Origin of the sequence: Spiroplasma turonicum (assembly GCF_001262715.1) — a bacterium.
Taxonomy (GTDB): Bacteria; Bacillota_I; Bacilli_A; order Mycoplasmatales; family Mycoplasmataceae; genus Spiroplasma_A; species Spiroplasma_A turonicum.
This window is the reverse complement of record NZ_CP012328.1, coordinates 165,549-183,663: the sequence shown is the minus strand read 5'-3', so window position 1 is coordinate 183,663 and position 18,115 is coordinate 165,549. Positions and strand designations below refer to the sequence as shown.

Here is an 18,115-nt window from a genome sequence, read left to right as displayed (position 1 = left end):
TTACTCCTTATTTAAGTAATAATCAATTTTTACCTTTTGAATAATTAACTTCTAATTTTACTCTAGACTCTCTATTATTATTATAAGATTTTAAAATTATATCATAAGCTTCTAACATATAACTTTCAAGACTTTTTATAAAATCATTTTCAAGACTTTCTTTAATTATAAATATTATTTCATCGTGAATCTGTGCTATCATTTTTATATTTTTATCACTCTTGTAATTTTTAAAAATATTTATCATAGCAACTTTAAGAATATCTGCAGCAGTGCCTTGAATAACAGCATTTACTGCAGCTCTTTCTCCAAATTGCTTGATCATAAAGTTTGAACTTTGTAGTTCGTGTATATATCTTCTTCTATTAGCCATTGTTGAAACAAATAAGTTTTTCTTTGCAAAATCTATTGTTTGTTTTTTAAAATCTAAAATTTCTGGAAAAGATTCATAATAACTTGTTATGAACTCTTTGGCTTCTTTAATTGATATATTTAAATCTTTAGCCAACCCAAAATCACTAAGTCCATATAAAATTCCAAAGTTAAATGTTTTTGCAATTCTTCTCATATCTTTTGAAACTTCAACATTGTCGTCTAATCCAAATATTTTTCTAGCAGCTTCTTCGTGAATGTCTTTGTTATTTTTAAAAGAAGTTAATAAACTGCTTACATTTGCTACATCAGCAAGAACTCTTAACTCTATTTGAGAATAGTCAAAACTTAAAAAGGTAAATCCTTCTTCACATATAAATATTTTTCTGAACTCTTTTTGCATTTCATCTCTTATAGATATATTTTGTATATTTGGATAAACTGAGCTTAACCTTCCAGTAGTTGTTAAAGTTTGATTAAAAATAGTATGTATTTTTTTATCGCTATAAATATATTTCTCAAAACCTTTTAAATATGTAGAGTATAATTTTTGATACTTTCTTAATAATAAAATTTTTTCTACTTCATTATTATAGTCTACTAACTTTTCAAGAGTTTCTTTATCTGTACTACCTTTATTTAAGTCAGGTAAATTTAATTTATCATATAGAAGTTCTTTAAGTTGTTTAGGTGAATTAATATTAAAATCAGAATCAATATAATCTTTAAAAGCATTTCTTAAAACCAATTCTAATTCATTAATTTTGTCTAATATGTTTATTGATTGATTATTAAGTTCAGCTTTATCAATTAATATACCTTCTAATTCCATGCTAATAAGTACTTTAGAAAATGGTAGCTCTATTTCTTGATATAATTCAAGTTGTTGGGACTCTGATAATCTTTCAAGAGTTAGTTGCTTTAAATCTTTTATTAAAACTGATTTCTTCACTAGATATTCTTGTTTTAATTTATTATCAACTTCTTTGGTTTTTTTTGCACCTTTGCCGAAAACTTCTTCAAATGTTTTTATATCAGTATCTGGTTTTATTAATAAAGTATGCGATTCAAAATTAGATTTAACTCCAGAATTTAAAACATATGAAGCTAGCATCATATCATAAATAAAGTTATCATCATTCACTTTATAACCAAGCTTATTTAATGTAATAATTGTTTTCTTAATATCATAACTATTAAATTTATTATTTAGTAAAAACTTTTGGAATCCTTCATCAATTCTATTTTGTTTTCAATTAAATAAGTTTACTTCATCATTACCAATATTATCAAAATAGAAATTTCCTTTAGAATTACTAATAGAAAAACCTACAACATCTGGTAAGTGATAATTATCATTTAACAATTCAATATATATAGAATTTTCATAATCGGAATATGAATCATTTCATTCATTGACAACCTTATAATCTACATTAGGTTCATCTTCCTCTTTTATTAAATTTAAACAATATTTTTTTACTAATGAATTCATTTCATACTTTTGTAAAAAAGGTTTTAAGGATTCATAATCTATGTTTGAACAATGCAAGTTAAAATCTATATTAACATCTAAAAATATTGTTGCTATTTCTTTAGATAAGAATGCATCTTCTTTATAAGTTTCTAGCTTTACTTTTTTGGCACCTTTAATTTTATCAATGTTTTCATAGATACTTTCTAAGTTTTCAAACTCATTAAGAAGTTCTTTTGCTGTTTTTTCTCCGATTCCTGGTACGCCTTTTATATTATCAGATTGATCACCTCTTAAACCTTTGTAATCAGTAACTTGTTCAGGTGAAATCCCTCACTTTTCTTTTAGTTGGTTTTTATCATAAATTATTAAATCACTTGTTCCAGTTTGTGGAGATAAAATAAATGTCTTATCTGAAATAAGCTGATACATATCTTGATCACTTGTAAGTATATGTATTAAAACATCATCTTTAGATTCAAGTTTCTTTGACATTGTACCTATAATGTCATCTGCTTCATAGTTTTCAATCTCATACCAACTAATTTTTGCAGCAGATAGAAATTCTCTTACTATTGGAAATTGAGTTACAAGTTCTGGTGGTGTTTTTTGTCTACCTTCTTTATATGATGGTAATTTATCATGACGAAAAGTTTTTTTACCTTTATCAAAAGCTACTAATATGCAATCATAGTTATAGTTGTTATTTAAATTAAATAACATGTTTATAAATGAATAAACCGCATTTGTTGGTAATCCAGAAGTTGTTGTTAATGTAACTCTTCCAAATGAACTATAAAAAGCTCTGAATAATAATGAGTTGCCATCTACTAATAAATATTTTTCCATAAATACCTTTTCTATTTTACTTTCTCAATAAAGTTACCAATACTATATGTAATTTTATTTTTATACAATTGTGTCTTTATAGAGATTATATAATAAGAACCTTTCTCTAACTTAGATTTAATAGATTTATAAATACTTGAAAATACTGTTACTTCAATTGTCATTGTTTCATCAGAACATGAAATAAATGCCATTTCATTATTATTTTTATCAACTTTTGTAATAATGTTTTCTAAATAAACAACTGAATTTACATCCATATTAGGTGAGTTGATCATTTTTAAAATGGTTAGTTTTTTTATATTTTTAATATTTTTTCTAATTCTAATAATAGGGTGGGATGATATATAAAAACCAATGTATTCTTTTTCATAACTTAATAATTCTTCTTCGTTATCTTTTATAATTGGTAAATCTAAAATTAATTTATTATCATTAATTTGTTTATAACTTTTTATCAAATTAAATACTTCTTCTTTATATTTAACTAAGCTTTTTCTAGATAGATTGTATTTATCAAAGGCACCACTATATACAAGTGCTAAATATTTTTGTTCATTTAAAGTTGTTTCTTGTAAATTACTCAAAAGTAATAGTGGATTTTCAAATATCAATTTGTCCTTTTTATATACTTCTTTAATTCTTTTTAAGAATTCAGGACCTATGTACTTAATTACGCTTAATGGCATATATATTATTGTACCTTTACTTTGATAATTAATATATGGTTTTCTTAATGATGGGGCAGTAATTATAAAATTATCTCTCTTTAATTCTTCAATATATTGTCTTGTTTTATCTTCATTTCTAATAACACTGTTTAAAAGACAACAATAAAAATTAGATTTAAAATGAGTTTTTAAATAGGCCATTCAATAACTTATAAGAGAATAAGCGATTGCATGTGATTTATTAAAACCATAGCTTGCAAACTTTTCTATATAATTTCATAATTCACTTGACGCTTCTTCCGAGTAACCCCTTAATTTTGAGCACTCAATAAAATTACTTGCTTCTTGTTTTATTAAATCATAATTTTTTTTACTTATAGCTCTCCTAATTAGATCAGCCTTATTATATGAAAAACCAGCAATTTTTTTAAGTATTTCTAATACTTGTTCTTGATAAATAATTATACCGTTAGTGCTTTCTAAAATATCATTTAAATCTTCATTAATAATATAGTTTTTTTCAATACCATTTTTTCTATCTAAAAACACTTTTATATTATCTTGAGGTCCAGGCCTGAATAAAGCACTTGTTAAAGCAATATCATTTACTGAAGAGACATTCATTTTTACAAGTAAATCGGTCATACCTTTAGATTCAAGTTGAAATATTCCAGAAGTATTTCCTTCATTTAAGGTTTTGAAAGTAGCTTCGTCATTTAAAGGGATATTATATAAGTCAATCTTTATGTTTTTATCTTTATGAATTAACTTTAATACATCTTGTAAAATTGTTAAATTTCTTAAACCTAAAATATCAGTTTTAATTAATCCAATTCTTTCAAGATAATTCATAGGATATTGAGTTTGTAAAATACCATTTATACCAACCTTAATAGGTACTACCTCATTGATTTTCAAATCACAAAATACAACACCAGCAGCATGAGTTCCTGATTGTCTTGGTAAACCAATAAGTAGTTTAGAAATTTCAAAAAGTTTTGGATATTTGACTTTATACATGCTTAATGTTTTATTTTCTAATAATGCTTTCTCTAGATCTAACATATTTTCATTAGAGATATACTTTGTCATTTCATTAACATCATTTAATGGTAATTCTAGTACTCTCGCACAATCTCTTAAAGCATTTTTTACACCAATTGTTTGAAACGTACTAATAGTTGCGAAATGATATTTTCCATACTTATTAAATAAATATTCTAAAAGTTCATCACGCCTATCATCTTGAAAATCTAAATCGATGTCAGGTAATGTTACCCTTTCAATATTTAAAAATCTTTCAAAGATTAAATTTCACTTAATTGGATCTAATTTTGTAATATTTAATAAGAATGATACTAAGCTCCCTGCTGCTGAACCTCTTCCAGGTCCATATAATATGTTCATTTCTTTAGCTTTAGTAATTAAATCAAACACAATAAGAAAATAATCAGAAAATCCCATTTTAAAAATTGTATCTAATTCATAACTTAATCTATTTTTATAAATACTTTTATTATCAATTTTATTATTATCAATATACTCATCAAGGTTTTGTTCACATATAAAACGTAAGTATGAATCAGAGGGCATTTTTTTTGCATTTTCATACTTTAAAAAATGTTTTGTGTTTTCTTCAATTACATTATCTTCTACATTATTGATTATTCTTTCTAAATTATGATTATGTATTTTTATATCGATAACTTTTTCTAACTCTAAATTATCAATATAATAAAGGTTATTTTTTATATCAACATTATCAAAACTATTATTATTTTTTAAAGCAAATAAAGCTTTATAGCTCTCAAAATCGTTTTTATATAAGTAATTAATAGAATTAACATAGATTATATTGTTATTGTTATTATTATTTAATACACAATCAACACCATAAAAAAAGTTATCTTCTTTAACTTTTGAAATTATAGAATCAATAAGTTTAATACTTTCTGATTTTACTACAACAAATAAGTTGTCATCTATTAATTCTAGTATATCAGCTATTCCAAACTCTTTGTTCATATCAATTTTTTCTTGAATTAAAGAAGAGGCTATAATTAGATTTTTATAACCTTTATTATTTTTTGAATACAAATATATTTCTGAGCTTTCGATAGTTATTTTTAAACCAATTATAGGTTTAATTTTATTTTTTTTACATAAATCGTAAAACTCAAAAGCTCCATACATTACATTTTCATCTGCATAAAATGCAGCTTTAATATTATTTCTTATTAAAAATTCAATATAATCTGAAATTTTAATTGTAGAATTAAGAAAATTATAACAAGATTGGACACCCAATAAATTTGTATATTTCATAAAAAAACCTCTTCTACAAATATTTTACATTACATTATTAGAAATAAAAAACTAACCACTTTATTTGGTTAGTCAATAAGCATATCTTAAATCAACAATTTTTTATCTATAGTTTTGATATGTTAACAAAAATATTTGCTAACAAATTTATTATATTATAAAATAAAAAATTATCAAACTTTTTCTAAAAAATATAATTAATTTTATTATAGAGGTAAATCTTTTTTTATGAATATGTTATAACCTAGATAGTAGAATGTTACACCAAGAAAGAACATTACAATATCTTGTGCTAAATATTCTTTTAATTGATCCAATGATGTATAGTTAGTGCTAAATAATGAATTAATAGATAAATATTTAAAGAAACTAACTGATGTATCTATTTGGCTTATGAAATATAATACATAAAATAAAATTGTTAATCCACCTGCTAATGATAAAGAGTATGCTGATTTGTTGAAATAACAACTTGCTAAAAAACTCAGTGAAGAAACTAAAAATAATAATAGAAATAACCCTAAAAAATACATTGTTATTAATTTAAAATCAGTAGTATCACTGTGTCCTGTTAACAAAATCCCGATTATTGTAGTTATATAAAATAATAAATTACTCAAAGAAATATATCCTATAAATGTAAACATTTTACAAAGAATTACACTAGATCTTGATTGATTTGTAGTTAGTAAATTGACAAGGGTTCCTTTTTCAACCTCGCTTGCAACTAAACCATTTCCAGTTACTAATATATAAATCATCATTAATAAGTAAACCATGCCTGTTGAGCTTGCTATCATATTTAATACAAGTCTATTAATTACTGCCCCTCAGGTTGCTCTACCTGATTCAATTTGTTCTTTTATATCTGGGTTGTTTAAAACTACAACAAATGCAACCAAAATCATAACAATAGGTAAGATCGTCATAAACAATCATAAAAATAGTGACTTTCTTGATGTATCTTTTACAAGCTCAAGAGATACCTTAGATTCTTTATTACTTTTTCTTTTTGGAACATAATTATTTTCTGAACTAATGACATCTTTTTCAATTTCATTTTGATAGTATTTCATAAAATATTGTTCTAAATCTAATGGATGTTCTTTTACAAAGTTTATATCATGTTTTGATAAAAACATTAGAAAATCATTAATATTACTATTTTTTACCGTTATAAAATAATTGTTTTTATATTTATCTGTAACTGTTCAATAATCTAATTTTATTTCTTCATTTGAAATGTCTTTTTTGAAAGAAACTTCGTATTTTTTTTCTTCGTTATATTGAATATCTTTTATATTAATAGTAGATATTATTTTTCCTCTTTTAATAATTGATACATAATCACATGTTTTTTCAATTTCTGAAAATATATGTGAAGATAATATTATCGCTTTACCCTCTTCTTTTGATTTTTTAACAAGTTTTATAAACTTATCTTGCATTAAAGGGTCTAAACCTGTTGTGGGTTCATCTAATACAATTATGTCAGGGTTGTGCATCCAAGCAATTATCAATGCAACTTTTTGTTTCATACCTTTTGACATTTTTTTTATTTTAATATTTGGATTGAATTCTCAATACTCAATGTATTTCTTTACAACATTTCAATCTTGCATATTTCTTAATTTAAAAACTTGCTTTAACAAATCAGTTCCTGTCATATGAACTGGAAAGGCAATTTCCCCGGGTACATAACCTAATCTTCTTTGAATTCTACTTGAATCAGTTCATGAATCTAATGAAATAAGTTCCCCTATTGAAACAGTAGTTCCATTATTATCTTGTTTATTATAACTAAGTGTCGAATTACCTTTATCTGACTTCATGAATCCCATTAAGATTCTTAATGTTGTTGATTTACCTGCACCATTTGGTCCTAAATAGCCAAAAACTTTTCCATATTCTACTGTAAAATTTATATCTTTAATCCCATATCCACTTTTAAATTTTTTGTTTAAATCATTTACTTTAATTGCAACTTTATTGTTCATAATTAAATAGTCCTTTCTAAAATTTTTATTTTTAAAAAAGCTATTTAGTTAAAATTGTCTCCAAATGAAATTAAATTTATTTTTAATAGTAAAGTGTTTTTTAATTTATGAACAATTGCTGAGTTTTTGCAAATATTTCTAAACTTGAAATAGTTTATCATTAATATAATTTTATGAGCAGTTTCAAGACTAAGTTTTCTTATATGTTTTACAATTTTAAATATACTTAAGCATACTAAATTTAATATTATTTTTCACATATTATCAAATACACATAATAATGTTATATTTTTTAAATAACTTAGTTCTATTAAAATATATCAAAATATAGTAAATCCTAAAACTAATAATTTTAGTTCAAAATAAATAGAGTTTTTTTCGTAGTTATTTATTGATAAAACTACAAAGAAAAAAATATTAATTCATAAATAAAATATATCTTTTGGTAACTTTAAATTAGAATTTTGTGTATAAATGTCTTTAATTATTCTATGTTTTTGTATTATAATTTTTCAAAATTTAATTCTTATAAATAAGTACAAAATAAATAGACTTGAAAAAATTAAAATTTTAAAAAATATATTCAAAAAACTAACCTGAGCGTGTGTTAACGCTGACAAGGTTAATATCAATAAAAATATTAATGTTCTTTTGATAATTAGTTTTTTGTTATTTTTCATAAATACACCTGAGTTATAATTAATTTGTTATATGTTGTAGTATAGTGTCATAAGCATTGTTAATTTGTGTCATCTTAGCTTGAGCTTCTAATGAGTTATTTTTATCTGGATGGTATTTTTTAGCTAATTCTATATACTTTTTTTTCACTTCTTTTAATGAAGCGTTTTTATTCAAACCTAATACGTTATAAGCTTCATCAAGTTGTGAAGGTTTTTGAAAATCCTTAAAAGTCGAATCTTCTTTATTTGTATGTGAATAATCTCCATAAGAGTTATGACTTTGGTTATTATCATAATTATTTGTATTTCTTGAATTTCTTGCTGCGCGTCTTGATCCGCCAAAAATTCAATCAAATATTAAAATAATAAAAATAAATTGTAATATTTTTCCTAATATTTTAAATAATTCTTCCATAAATAACCAACCTTTACATTAAAACAATTATTACTATTATGAAAATTAATAGCATTAATAATATTATTATATAACCAAATACCTTGTAAACTATAAAGTTTTTTTTGTTTTTTCTTTTTATAGCTAAATACTTGTCATCTTCAGATATATCGCCATGTTTAACTTTTTTAATTGAAAAAAAGTCATCGCTATACTCTTCAGCAGTAAGATTGCTTTCTTCGTTAATCAAATCACTATTTATAAGATTACCTTTGAAAACACCGTATTTACTAGTATTCCTTATCTTTTTTTTCTTGTTTTTCAACTAACTCACCATCTTTTCATATGTATATTTTAATCTTTTTATTAATAGTATGAGTGATTAGTTCTTCCAATAATAAATTTTCTTCTTGCTTTTCAGCAATAAAAATTTTAGGTTTTGTAACGGGGTTTTTTGGAACATACATAGAACATACATCATCAAAAGGTAGTATAGAAATTTCATATGTCTTAATAATTTTAGATATATGAATTATTTCTTCTTTATCCATAGTTATTAAAGGCCTTATAATAGGCAAGTTAGAAACACTGTTAATTACATTAATTGATTCAATTGTTTGACTAGCAACTTGTCCTAATGATTCCCCAGTTATTAAACATTTTAAATTAAATTTAGTGCATAAAGAATTTGCAATTTTAATAAACATCCTTCGCATTATTGTAATTCTATATGACTCCTCTTTTATATGCATCAATTCAGTTAATATGTCAGAAAAATCACAAACAAAAAACTCAAAATCACTTGTGTCAAACTTCTGAAGAGTTTTAATAAGGTTAAAAACCTTTTCTAGTGACTTCTCGCTTGTATGTGGTGGTGTAACAAAGTGAATAAATGAAGTTGTGAGACCTCTTTTCATTGCTAGATAACTTGCTACTGGCGAATCAATCCCACCACTAATTAATGATAATGCTCTACCACTTGAACCAACTGGTAATCCTTTTAAACACTGTATTCTATTAGTAAAAATTTGAGTACCTTGGTTTTTAACTACTACATTTATTTGCACATCAGGATTTTTTACATCTACTTTTAAATGTTTTGTATTTATAAGAATGTTTGAAGCAATTTTTATTTTTAAATCTTGTGATCCAATTTTAAAACTTTTTTCTAATCTTTTAACTTCAACCTTAAAAGTTCCCTCTGGTATAGAATTTGCAATTTCTAAAGTTTTATTTAATATTGAAGTTTCATCGTTATTTACTAATTCAATAATTGAGATTGAATAAATACCAAAAATATTTTTTAAAACATTAACAACATCATCAAGTATTTCCTTATTTGACAGTTCTAGTACAAGACTTTTAGTATCTTTCTTATATGTTAAATAATCTTTATAACTATGTAACTTAAATTTTATATTTCTAATCAGTCTACTAATAAAGATACTTTTGTTTTGTCCTTTAAGAGTTAATTCACCATACCTAATTAATATATTTGTCATTTTACTTTCCTTTTTGAGATAATTTTGCTTTTTTTATTTTACCCAATACATCTAAAGAATAACCTATTAGCTGTTCTAAATTTCTATTTTTAAAATAACTCTCACAATTATATATTACTTTATCGATATCATTTATTATTCCAACATATCTCTCTAAATATATTATTATTTCTTGTGAAATGAAATCTAGAAATATTGTATCATTAAGATTTGTAATAAGTTCTGTGGCTTGTTTTAATAAATCGTCAACTTGACTATTAATAACTAATCTTTGTTCAACACTTGTTACTTTTTGGATTATATTTGGAGAAAACTTTGAAATAGAGATAAGTAATTCATCGATGGGTTCAATAAACTTGCTTAGCTCAATAATGGATTTATATTGTTTAATTTTAACATTGCATTGATTTAAACAAGATTTTATAAATATTACTTGGTTTAATATAGAATCAACATTTATGCTTTTTTTGTTTAAAAGTTTTGCCGCTTTTTCAATATCTTCAATATCTTTTAAAGTTTCTTTTAAAACATTCTGAAGTTTTGATTTTAAATTAGGAAAGTCTAAAGATGTTCCTCTATTAATCGCTATATCAACATCTGCAATAATCTTTTCTGCTTCTGACTTATTATATAAGAAGTTTTGCTTTGTTTTTTCAAACAAGATTTTTTCTTCAGATTGATATTTAGAACCAATTTCATATTCCATAAACTTTTTATACATTGTAAATATAGAGTCTGACAAAGATAGATATATATTTCGTATATTATCTATTTTATTTTCAAAAAATGTCTTTATTGTGTCTTCTTCTTCGAGCATTTCTTTAAAACTTTCAATATTTTCAAATATATCATTGAGTCATTTATAAGCTTTTTTGTACTGAAGTTTTAATAATTCTTCTTTTATTTTTATTCTCAACTTATCAATAGTCTCTTCTAGATTAGAATATTTAGTTGCATTAAATTTTAGTTTTTTATTTTTAGCACCAAAAGTAACATACTTATTTTTTAATTCAATTAATTGTTTTGGCACTGCATTTTGTATTGTAGAAATTATGTATGGAATTGAATCTAATAATTCAATCATGAATATAAGTGCTTGATCTATTTTTAATAAAGATTCTCAACTTTCTTTGTATTTACCAACATCTAAATTTTCATAGAAGTTTTTAAAAAGCTCCTCAATTGAGTCTAATGTATTAGATAATTTTTTCTCATTTATATCAACACCAGTGTATGATGCCATTATAACTTCTTCCTTCAAAACTCTGAATAATTCTTTTTGAAATGTTAATGCATCTCTTTGTATAAATTCAACTTCTAAAACATTCATTATTTCAATATATATAGTATGTATATTTTTATTAACATTAATAAGTCTGTTATAAAATTCTTTATATGATTGTATATTTTTAAACGATGGTCTTGTAGAAGCCTTTTCCATTAATTTCTTATGAAAATCAGTAATAATATTTAAAAATTCTTTCTCATATAATATTTCATATTTGGTTCTCCATACCATAAATTCTGTTTCTAAATTACCTGTTTTATCATATATTTTAGAAACTCTTTCAATTCTGTATTTTAATGGTGATTTTTTAATATCATCAATTAAATCAACTGCCTTTGCAATTGTTTGCATGACTTTCTTATATAAAGATGAGATAATTAAAATAATTAATAAGAAGGTTAGGCAAGCAAAAAATATTACAAAAAAAACAATATTACTAGTTTTCTGAAATAAATTATTTAAATCCCATGCATAAACCATATTGACCCCTAATTTTAATCAAGTTAATTATAACACAATATAAAAACACCATTATTTAACAAAATTTAAATAATTTTGTTAATAAAGTATTTTTATTATATAATCATTACTGGTTAGTCTGCAAATAAACATATTAAAATAATTAGTCTATAATGTCAAGTAACCTTTGCAGAATTAAGGCGAATATAGACTTCCTTTAATAGAGTTTATCTTTGTTTATGATTTTCCACAATAATATAAAGGAGAAAATATGTCAAGATATAGAGGTTCAACCTTCAAAAAAGCAAGAAGATACGGTTTTTCTATTTTAGAAACTGGTAAAGAATTTTCAAAAGGTAAGAAGAGAGTAACTGCTCCTGGACAACATGGTTCAAGAAGAAGTAAACTATCTGGGTATGGTCAACAATTACAAGAAAAACAAAAAGTGAAATTTATGTATGGTGTTACTGAAAGACAATTTAGAAATACATATGCAAGAGCTAAAAAAGTATCAGGTATAACAGGTACTAACTTTCTAAGATTATTAGAATCAAGATTAGACAATATTGTTTATAGAATGGGTTTAGCACAAACAAGACAAGGAGCTAGACAACTTGTAACTCACGGTCACATTTTAGTAAATGGTAAAAAATTAGATATTCCTTCATATACTGTACAAGTAGGTGAAATAATTTCAGTTAAAGACAAAATGAAAAAAAATGAAAAAATTGTTGAGGCATTAGCTTCAAACGCATCTACAGTAGATTTTGTTAAATTTGATAAAACTAAGTTGGAAGGTAAATTTGATAGATTACCAGAAAGAAATGAGTTAAATCAAGAAATTAATGAAGCACTTATAGTTGAATGATACAACAGATTAATAAAATAAAAAAATGGACATTTATCCATTTTTTTTATCATTATTTTTTAATGCATCTTTGCTTAACAATAAATAATTTATTGCAGAAGATACAGAGAGTATTGTGCCTATATATAAAGGTAAAAGTAACAACTGATTAATTAGACCATACTCTCCCCATAAATATTTATAATCAGTGAATTTAAAGTTGTGATAAGAGAGGAAAAATAAAATTGATAATCCTACCATTATAAATGCTGCTCTATATTTACCCATTTTGTTTGCTGCTAATACAACATTTTTAACTGCTAGGATCTGTCTTAAAACATCTATTAAAAAATCTCTACAAATTAATATTATGCCTATATAAACAGGTATAATTTTTGCTGCACTAAATAATACTATAACTGAATTTGTTAATAATTTATCTGCTATTGCATCAAAAAACTTACCAAAAGTTGTTACTTGATTAAACTTTCTAGCAATAAATCCATCTAAAAAGTCTGTTAATGAAGCAATTATAAATAAAATGCCAGATATTAGTTCAGCATAAGATAATTCAAAATTATTTATAGAAATTGATTGTGTTCATACATTATAAAACCTTGGAGATAGTAAAAATAAAACTACAATTATTGGTATTAAAATTAATCTAGATATTGTTATTTTATTTGCTCAATTCATGGATTATCTTTTCTATGCTTTTATAGCAGTTGGAATATATATTTTATCTTTTATTGAATTTGTAAGTACTTCGATTATAATAATCAAATTTACAAACTCTGCATTTACATGCGATATTTTTACAAAGTCATGAATTCAATTATACTCATTAACTAACTTATTATAATCAACAAAGTAATCTAAATTTAATACTTGATTTTGCTTTAATAATAATTCACTTGATAATTTTAATATTTCATTTAAGTCTGTTGACACAACTATTTTTTTTAACAATAAATTTAACTCATTAAAAATTTGTTCATTTTTTAAATTTTCATAAATAGCTGCAAACTCTTTAATTAAACTTTGTGCAGACAAATTTATTTTTTTTAGAACAAATTTCTCATTAAAAGTTGCGGTTTTTTCACCGTTTCAAAAACCTAATTCATTAAACTCTTTATGTAATGAAATAACTTTATTAATACCGGACGCAGCTGATATAAGATTCATCTCTATTCTTGCAAAATTTTTAAGATCACAATTCTTTTTAGCCAAGGTTTCCTGATTTTCTTGTCTTATCGCGTTTATAATATCATTTCATTCAGTTTTTGATAAAGATGGGTTTTCACAATTAAACTTTGATGCATCAATATTTAAATATAAATTTTTACCATTTAGTTTTAAGTTTTTAAAACATTCATTATTTAAATAACTTATAAAATCATCAAGTGTTATAACAACAAGTTCATTAATTGTCATAAAATTCCTCCCTATTTATTGATTTCTAAAACAAAGTACTTTTTTTTACCTTTTTTTACTAAAATGTAATTTTCAATAGTTGCAAATTTAGAATCTATTATTAAATTTTCATCTAAGTTATTTAAAAAGTTTATTGAGATAGCTTTGTCTTTTAAAAGTTCTCTTCCCTCTCTTTTTGAGGAAATTATAGATCCTGAAATAAGAAAATCTAAAATATTTAAATCATTCTCAACTTTAATAATATCAAAAGTTTTAAATAATGACAATAAATAATCTTTATTAAGTTTATCTAGGTTACCACTAAATAAAGCATTCGAAATTTTTAATGCTTTGTCATAACCTTCTTGACCATGAACAAATTTTGTTATTTCCTCTGCTAGCCTTTTTTGAGCAATTCTATTATAAGGTTCTTTTTTATGTTCTGACATCAATGTTTCAATCTCTTTAACATCAATCATAGTTAAAAAATTTAAAAGTATTTCACAATCTTCATCATCTTGGTTTAAAAAAAATTGATAAAACTCATATTCAGATGTCTTAGTTTTATCTAATCAAATTGTACCTGACTCTGTTTTTCCGAATTTTATACCATCTTTTTTTAGTAATAAATTAATTGTTAAACCACAGGCCTTTGAATTAACACTTCCTATGATACTTGAAATATAATCTATACCACTTGTTATGTTACCTCACTGATCAGAACCTCCAATTTGGACATAACAATCATAATTATTATACAAATGACTAAAATCATAACCTTGTATCATTGTATAACAAAATTCTGTTATACTTAGACCCTTATCAATTCTAGATGAAATGTTTTCTTTTGATAATAAATATGCTAAATTGAAATGTTTTCCTATATCTCTAAGAAAATCTATTAAAGATAATTTGTTTATTCAATCAGCGTTGTCAAGTACTTTAATTTCAGGAATTAATTTATCTAATTGCGTAGAAATTCCTTTAATGTTTACTTTTACTGTATCTAAATCTAAAAGCTTTCTTTCTTGGCTCTTAAAACTTGGATCGCCAATCATAGCAGTTGCTCCACCAACTATAGCTAAAGGCTTAAATCCATACTTAGCAAAGCGTTTTAAATTTAATATTTGTATTAAATGACCAACATGTAAAGAGTCTGCTGTTGGGTCAAAACCGCAATAAATAGATTTGGAGTTTTTTTGTGCATCTAATAATTTTGATTCATTGGTAACTTGTTTTAGGAGTTTTCTAGCTTTTAGTTCTTCAATTATATTAATAAACTCCATCAATTATTTCTCCTTGATTTCTTTTTTTACTTTTTTTGAATCTTCAAGTTCTAATACATCATCACTCATACTAATAGATACATCTTTAACTTTTGAATATGCAACATCAGCTTGATCAATCACATCTACAGCAATTGAAGCTAAGTCTTTAGCTATCAATTGTGCATTTTTAGACTTTGCGAAGTCTTTTCCCACTTGCAAACTTGCTTTTCCCAACTTCTGTAAGGCTTTATAAGCAATTTCTTTTGTTTTAGCATTGTCTAATTCATCACTAGCATTCCTAATATTAGAAAGTTTCATTTCAATATTTGCAATTACTTCGTCATTTTCTTCACTCTGACTTTTTTCTCAAGTATCTTCTAATGCAGCTATAAATTTTTTTATTTGAGGTCTGTATTTTTTAAGATATTCTACAAAATCTTTTCTTATTTCAACACCTCTTTTTGGTGCTAACATCATACCTAAAAACATCCAAGTTGATAACTTTAATAATTTAAACATACTAATCTTCCTTTTTAATCTTCAGAGTTTGCAAAATCTCTTAATTTGTCAACTAATTTATAAAATACATCTTTATTTTTAGTTGCAACTTTTACTCAAGATTTAACATTTCTTTTTGCAAAAGCGTCAAATATATCAAAATAGTTTGTTACTTTTGCAATTGTATCAACAGTAGCATTCATCATTTCTGATTTATAAGTTAAATCTTCAAAAAAATAGTCAACTTTTCTTGCTGCTATACCTACTTTTCGCAATGTTATTATTGAATATAGTGCTAAAATAATTGCTATTGCTAGCAATATTATAATCAATACATTTTGTGTGGTTTCCATACTAGATGCTAAAATATATAATAATTTCATATTTGTCTCCATTACATAATAAAATTATACAATAGTTATGCATAATACTTTAAAAAATATAGTCACAAAATAATTATGCTTATAATTTATTAAATTTAAAAAGTTAAATTAAAAATGTACTAGTTTAACTGATAAATAATTAGTCTTCTTCTTCAATAATGCCTAATCTTTCTTTTCATCCACTAGGACCTCTTTTAACTTCTTTTTTTTCTTCTACAAAGTTTTGATCTGATCAACCCATTTGTTTTTTATTTTTCATTTCTAATAATCTTCTTGCACGTTCTGTTTCTGCATTGTATGCTTTTTTATAAATAAATTTTCTTCTGTCTTTTAAAGATAATTGAGGGTTTGATAAAATTAAAGTATTTAATTCATTATCAATTTGATTAATTTTTTCAATATTATTATCGTGTAACTCCAAAGTTTGTTCAACTTCTTTAAAGTCAACTTCTTCTGTTTTAACAAGAGATTCTAGCTTTTTAGATGCTTTAATGACTATTTTTTCGACTTTATTTCGTTCTTTTAATAGTTTCTTTTCAAACTTTTCTTCTTCTTTAGTTTTAGTTTTATATTCTTTTTTAACTAAAGTTACAGTTTGCTCGATCTCTTTTTTTTGATCCTTAGTAAATGGTAAATTTTTCTTTTTTCTTGGAGTTATTAATTTTTCTTTTTGATTATGTTTAATGTCTTCATTTAAAAATTTACGTTTAGGTATATAATATTCTTCCTTATCACTTTTGTCTGAACCCATTAGTTTATCACTATTTTTTACTTCTTCAAATCTTTTTTTAGCTAATTCATCATAATTTAGTTCTGAATTATTTTTTTTACTCATATAATCACCTATTTATCTTTTACTTTGTTGATTTTCTTCTGGGTTTGATAAGAATGCTTTTTTCCTTTTGATTTAAAAGTTTATTAAATTCATTAATTTTATCGACTAAGAATTCTTCTTTTGTATCATCATTTTCAAATGTCATTGAGTTAATCATTTCAAGTGTCATATTAACTTCATCATCAATATATTTTTGTTTCTTTTCTTTAATTAATTCAAGAGTTTCTTTAACTTTACTTTCCAGTTTTTTAAGTTTGTTATCTTCTTTACTGATTGAACCAATTGAAAATTTACTTCTGTTTATATAATCTCCCACACTTTTATTTTCTACTCTACTTTTTGAAATTTTAGACAATCTCTTAACTCTATCTAATTCTGTTTCTAAAACTACTGTTGAGTTTTTTTCATGATATTTCTTTGCTCTTTCAGAATATGAAACACTGTTTGCTTTTATTTTATTTACATCAGTGTAAACACTGTCATCAACACCGCCTGTTTTTCTTAGTTCTTCAATTTTATGAAGTTTAGCAATTACTGGGTCATTTTCAATAACTTGATTTTGTATATCCTGAGATTTTTTAATAGCACCATTTATTATATGACCTAATGGTCCTTCAACCTTTTCTTGTCTTGATTTTCTTAAATTATCTTTAATCGAAGCTAACTTATCTGATTTTGTTTGTGGTTGAGGTGAAACCTTATTTGAATCTTCGCCTGGTTTTATTTGGTCAGAAAAAACTGGTTCCATATTTAACAATGGATCATCATTAAATGTTCAATGATTTGGGACTCTTTCTTCTTCAAGCTTTGCATACTCGCTTTGCTTATTCTTGTGAGTTTTTTTCTTAAAAATAGCCATA

16 protein-coding genes are annotated in these 18,115 nt (G+C 24.0%); 1 reads left to right on the top strand and 15 read right to left on the bottom strand.

All coding sequences use genetic code 4. The features are described from left to right. Nucleotides 1-7 precede the first annotated feature (7 nt). The 8 genes from polA to STURON_RS00895 all read right to left on the bottom strand — a co-directional run bounded on the left by polA (nt 8) and on the right by STURON_RS00895 (nt 12,032). On the bottom strand, nt 8-2,695 hold the full coding sequence (gene polA / locus STURON_RS00930; protein WP_075048016.1) for a DNA polymerase I: 2,688 nt from the start codon (nt 2,693-2,695) through the stop codon (nt 8-10). A gap of 11 nt (nt 2,696-2,706) precedes the next feature. Continuing rightward, nucleotides 2,707-5,691, bottom strand: a complete 2,985-nt coding sequence (gene dnaE / locus STURON_RS00925) for a DNA polymerase III subunit alpha (RefSeq protein WP_075048015.1) — start codon at nt 5,689-5,691, stop codon at nt 2,707-2,709. Between the two features lie 206 nt (nt 5,692-5,897). After that, nucleotides 5,898-7,688 carry an ATP-binding cassette domain-containing protein gene (locus tag STURON_RS05735; RefSeq protein ID WP_075048014.1) on the bottom strand — a complete coding sequence of 597 codons (1,791 nt, stop codon included), beginning with the start codon at nt 7,686-7,688 and terminating at the stop codon, nt 5,898-5,900. A 44-nt stretch (nt 7,689-7,732) separates the two neighbouring features. Further along, a complete protein-coding gene (locus tag STURON_RS00915) occupies nt 7,733-8,368 on the bottom strand; it encodes a hypothetical protein (RefSeq protein WP_075048013.1) in 636 nt (211 codons plus the stop codon). Between the two features lie 19 nt (nt 8,369-8,387). After that, complete coding sequence (locus tag STURON_RS05975; RefSeq protein WP_075048012.1) at nt 8,388-8,783, bottom strand: J domain-containing protein; 396 nt, start codon at nt 8,781-8,783, stop codon at nt 8,388-8,390. A gap of 13 nt (nt 8,784-8,796) precedes the next feature. Beyond that, complete coding sequence (locus tag STURON_RS00905; RefSeq protein ID WP_075048011.1) at nt 8,797-9,087, bottom strand: hypothetical protein; 291 nt, start codon at nt 9,085-9,087, stop codon at nt 8,797-8,799. After that, nucleotides 9,053-10,264: a tRNA uracil 4-sulfurtransferase ThiI gene (thiI, locus tag STURON_RS00900; protein ID WP_075048010.1), complete on the bottom strand. Its 1,212-nt coding sequence runs from the start codon at nt 10,262-10,264 to the stop codon at nt 9,053-9,055. Before thiI ends, STURON_RS00905 begins: the two co-directional genes overlap by 35 nt. 1 nt (nt 10,265) lies before the next feature. Then, nucleotides 10,266-12,032 (bottom strand): septation ring formation regulator EzrA, encoded by a 1,767-nt coding sequence (locus tag STURON_RS00895; RefSeq protein ID WP_075048009.1) that lies wholly within the window; start codon nt 12,030-12,032, stop codon nt 10,266-10,268. A 250-nt stretch (nt 12,033-12,282) separates the two neighbouring features. Between STURON_RS00895 and rpsD the strand changes: the two genes are divergently transcribed. After that, nucleotides 12,283-12,900, top strand: coding sequence for a 30S ribosomal protein S4 (rpsD, locus tag STURON_RS00890; RefSeq protein ID WP_075048008.1), 618 nt, complete (start codon nt 12,283-12,285; stop codon nt 12,898-12,900). Between the two features lie 12 nt (nt 12,901-12,912). Here rpsD and pgsA read toward each other — a convergent pair whose 3' ends face one another. The 7 genes from pgsA to STURON_RS00855 form a co-directional block, all read right to left on the bottom strand. Next, complete coding sequence (pgsA, locus tag STURON_RS00885; protein WP_075048007.1) at nt 12,913-13,554, bottom strand: CDP-diacylglycerol--glycerol-3-phosphate 3-phosphatidyltransferase; 642 nt, start codon at nt 13,552-13,554, stop codon at nt 12,913-12,915. A 12-nt stretch (nt 13,555-13,566) separates the two neighbouring features. Further along, nucleotides 13,567-14,292, bottom strand: a complete 726-nt coding sequence (locus STURON_RS00880; RefSeq protein ID WP_075048006.1) for a hypothetical protein — start codon at nt 14,290-14,292, stop codon at nt 13,567-13,569. A gap of 11 nt (nt 14,293-14,303) precedes the next feature. Next, nucleotides 14,304-15,557 (bottom strand): tyrosine--tRNA ligase, encoded by a 1,254-nt coding sequence (tyrS, locus tag STURON_RS00875; RefSeq protein WP_075048005.1) that lies wholly within the window; start codon nt 15,555-15,557, stop codon nt 14,304-14,306. A gap of 3 nt (nt 15,558-15,560) precedes the next feature. After that, nucleotides 15,561-16,058, bottom strand: coding sequence for a hypothetical protein (locus STURON_RS00870; protein WP_075048004.1), 498 nt, complete (start codon nt 16,056-16,058; stop codon nt 15,561-15,563). Nucleotides 16,059-16,072: 14 nt separating this feature from the next. After that, entirely contained in the window at nt 16,073-16,420 is a 348-nt protein-coding gene (locus STURON_RS00865) for a hypothetical protein (protein ID WP_075048003.1), read from the bottom strand. Between the two features lie 139 nt (nt 16,421-16,559). After that, nucleotides 16,560-17,255 (bottom strand): hypothetical protein, encoded by a 696-nt coding sequence (locus tag STURON_RS00860; RefSeq protein WP_075048002.1) that lies wholly within the window; start codon nt 17,253-17,255, stop codon nt 16,560-16,562. Nucleotides 17,256-17,274: 19 nt separating this feature from the next. Beyond that, a complete protein-coding gene (locus tag STURON_RS00855; RefSeq protein ID WP_075048001.1) occupies nt 17,275-18,114 on the bottom strand; it encodes a hypothetical protein in 840 nt (279 codons plus the stop codon). Nucleotide 18,115: the final 1 nt, after the last annotated feature.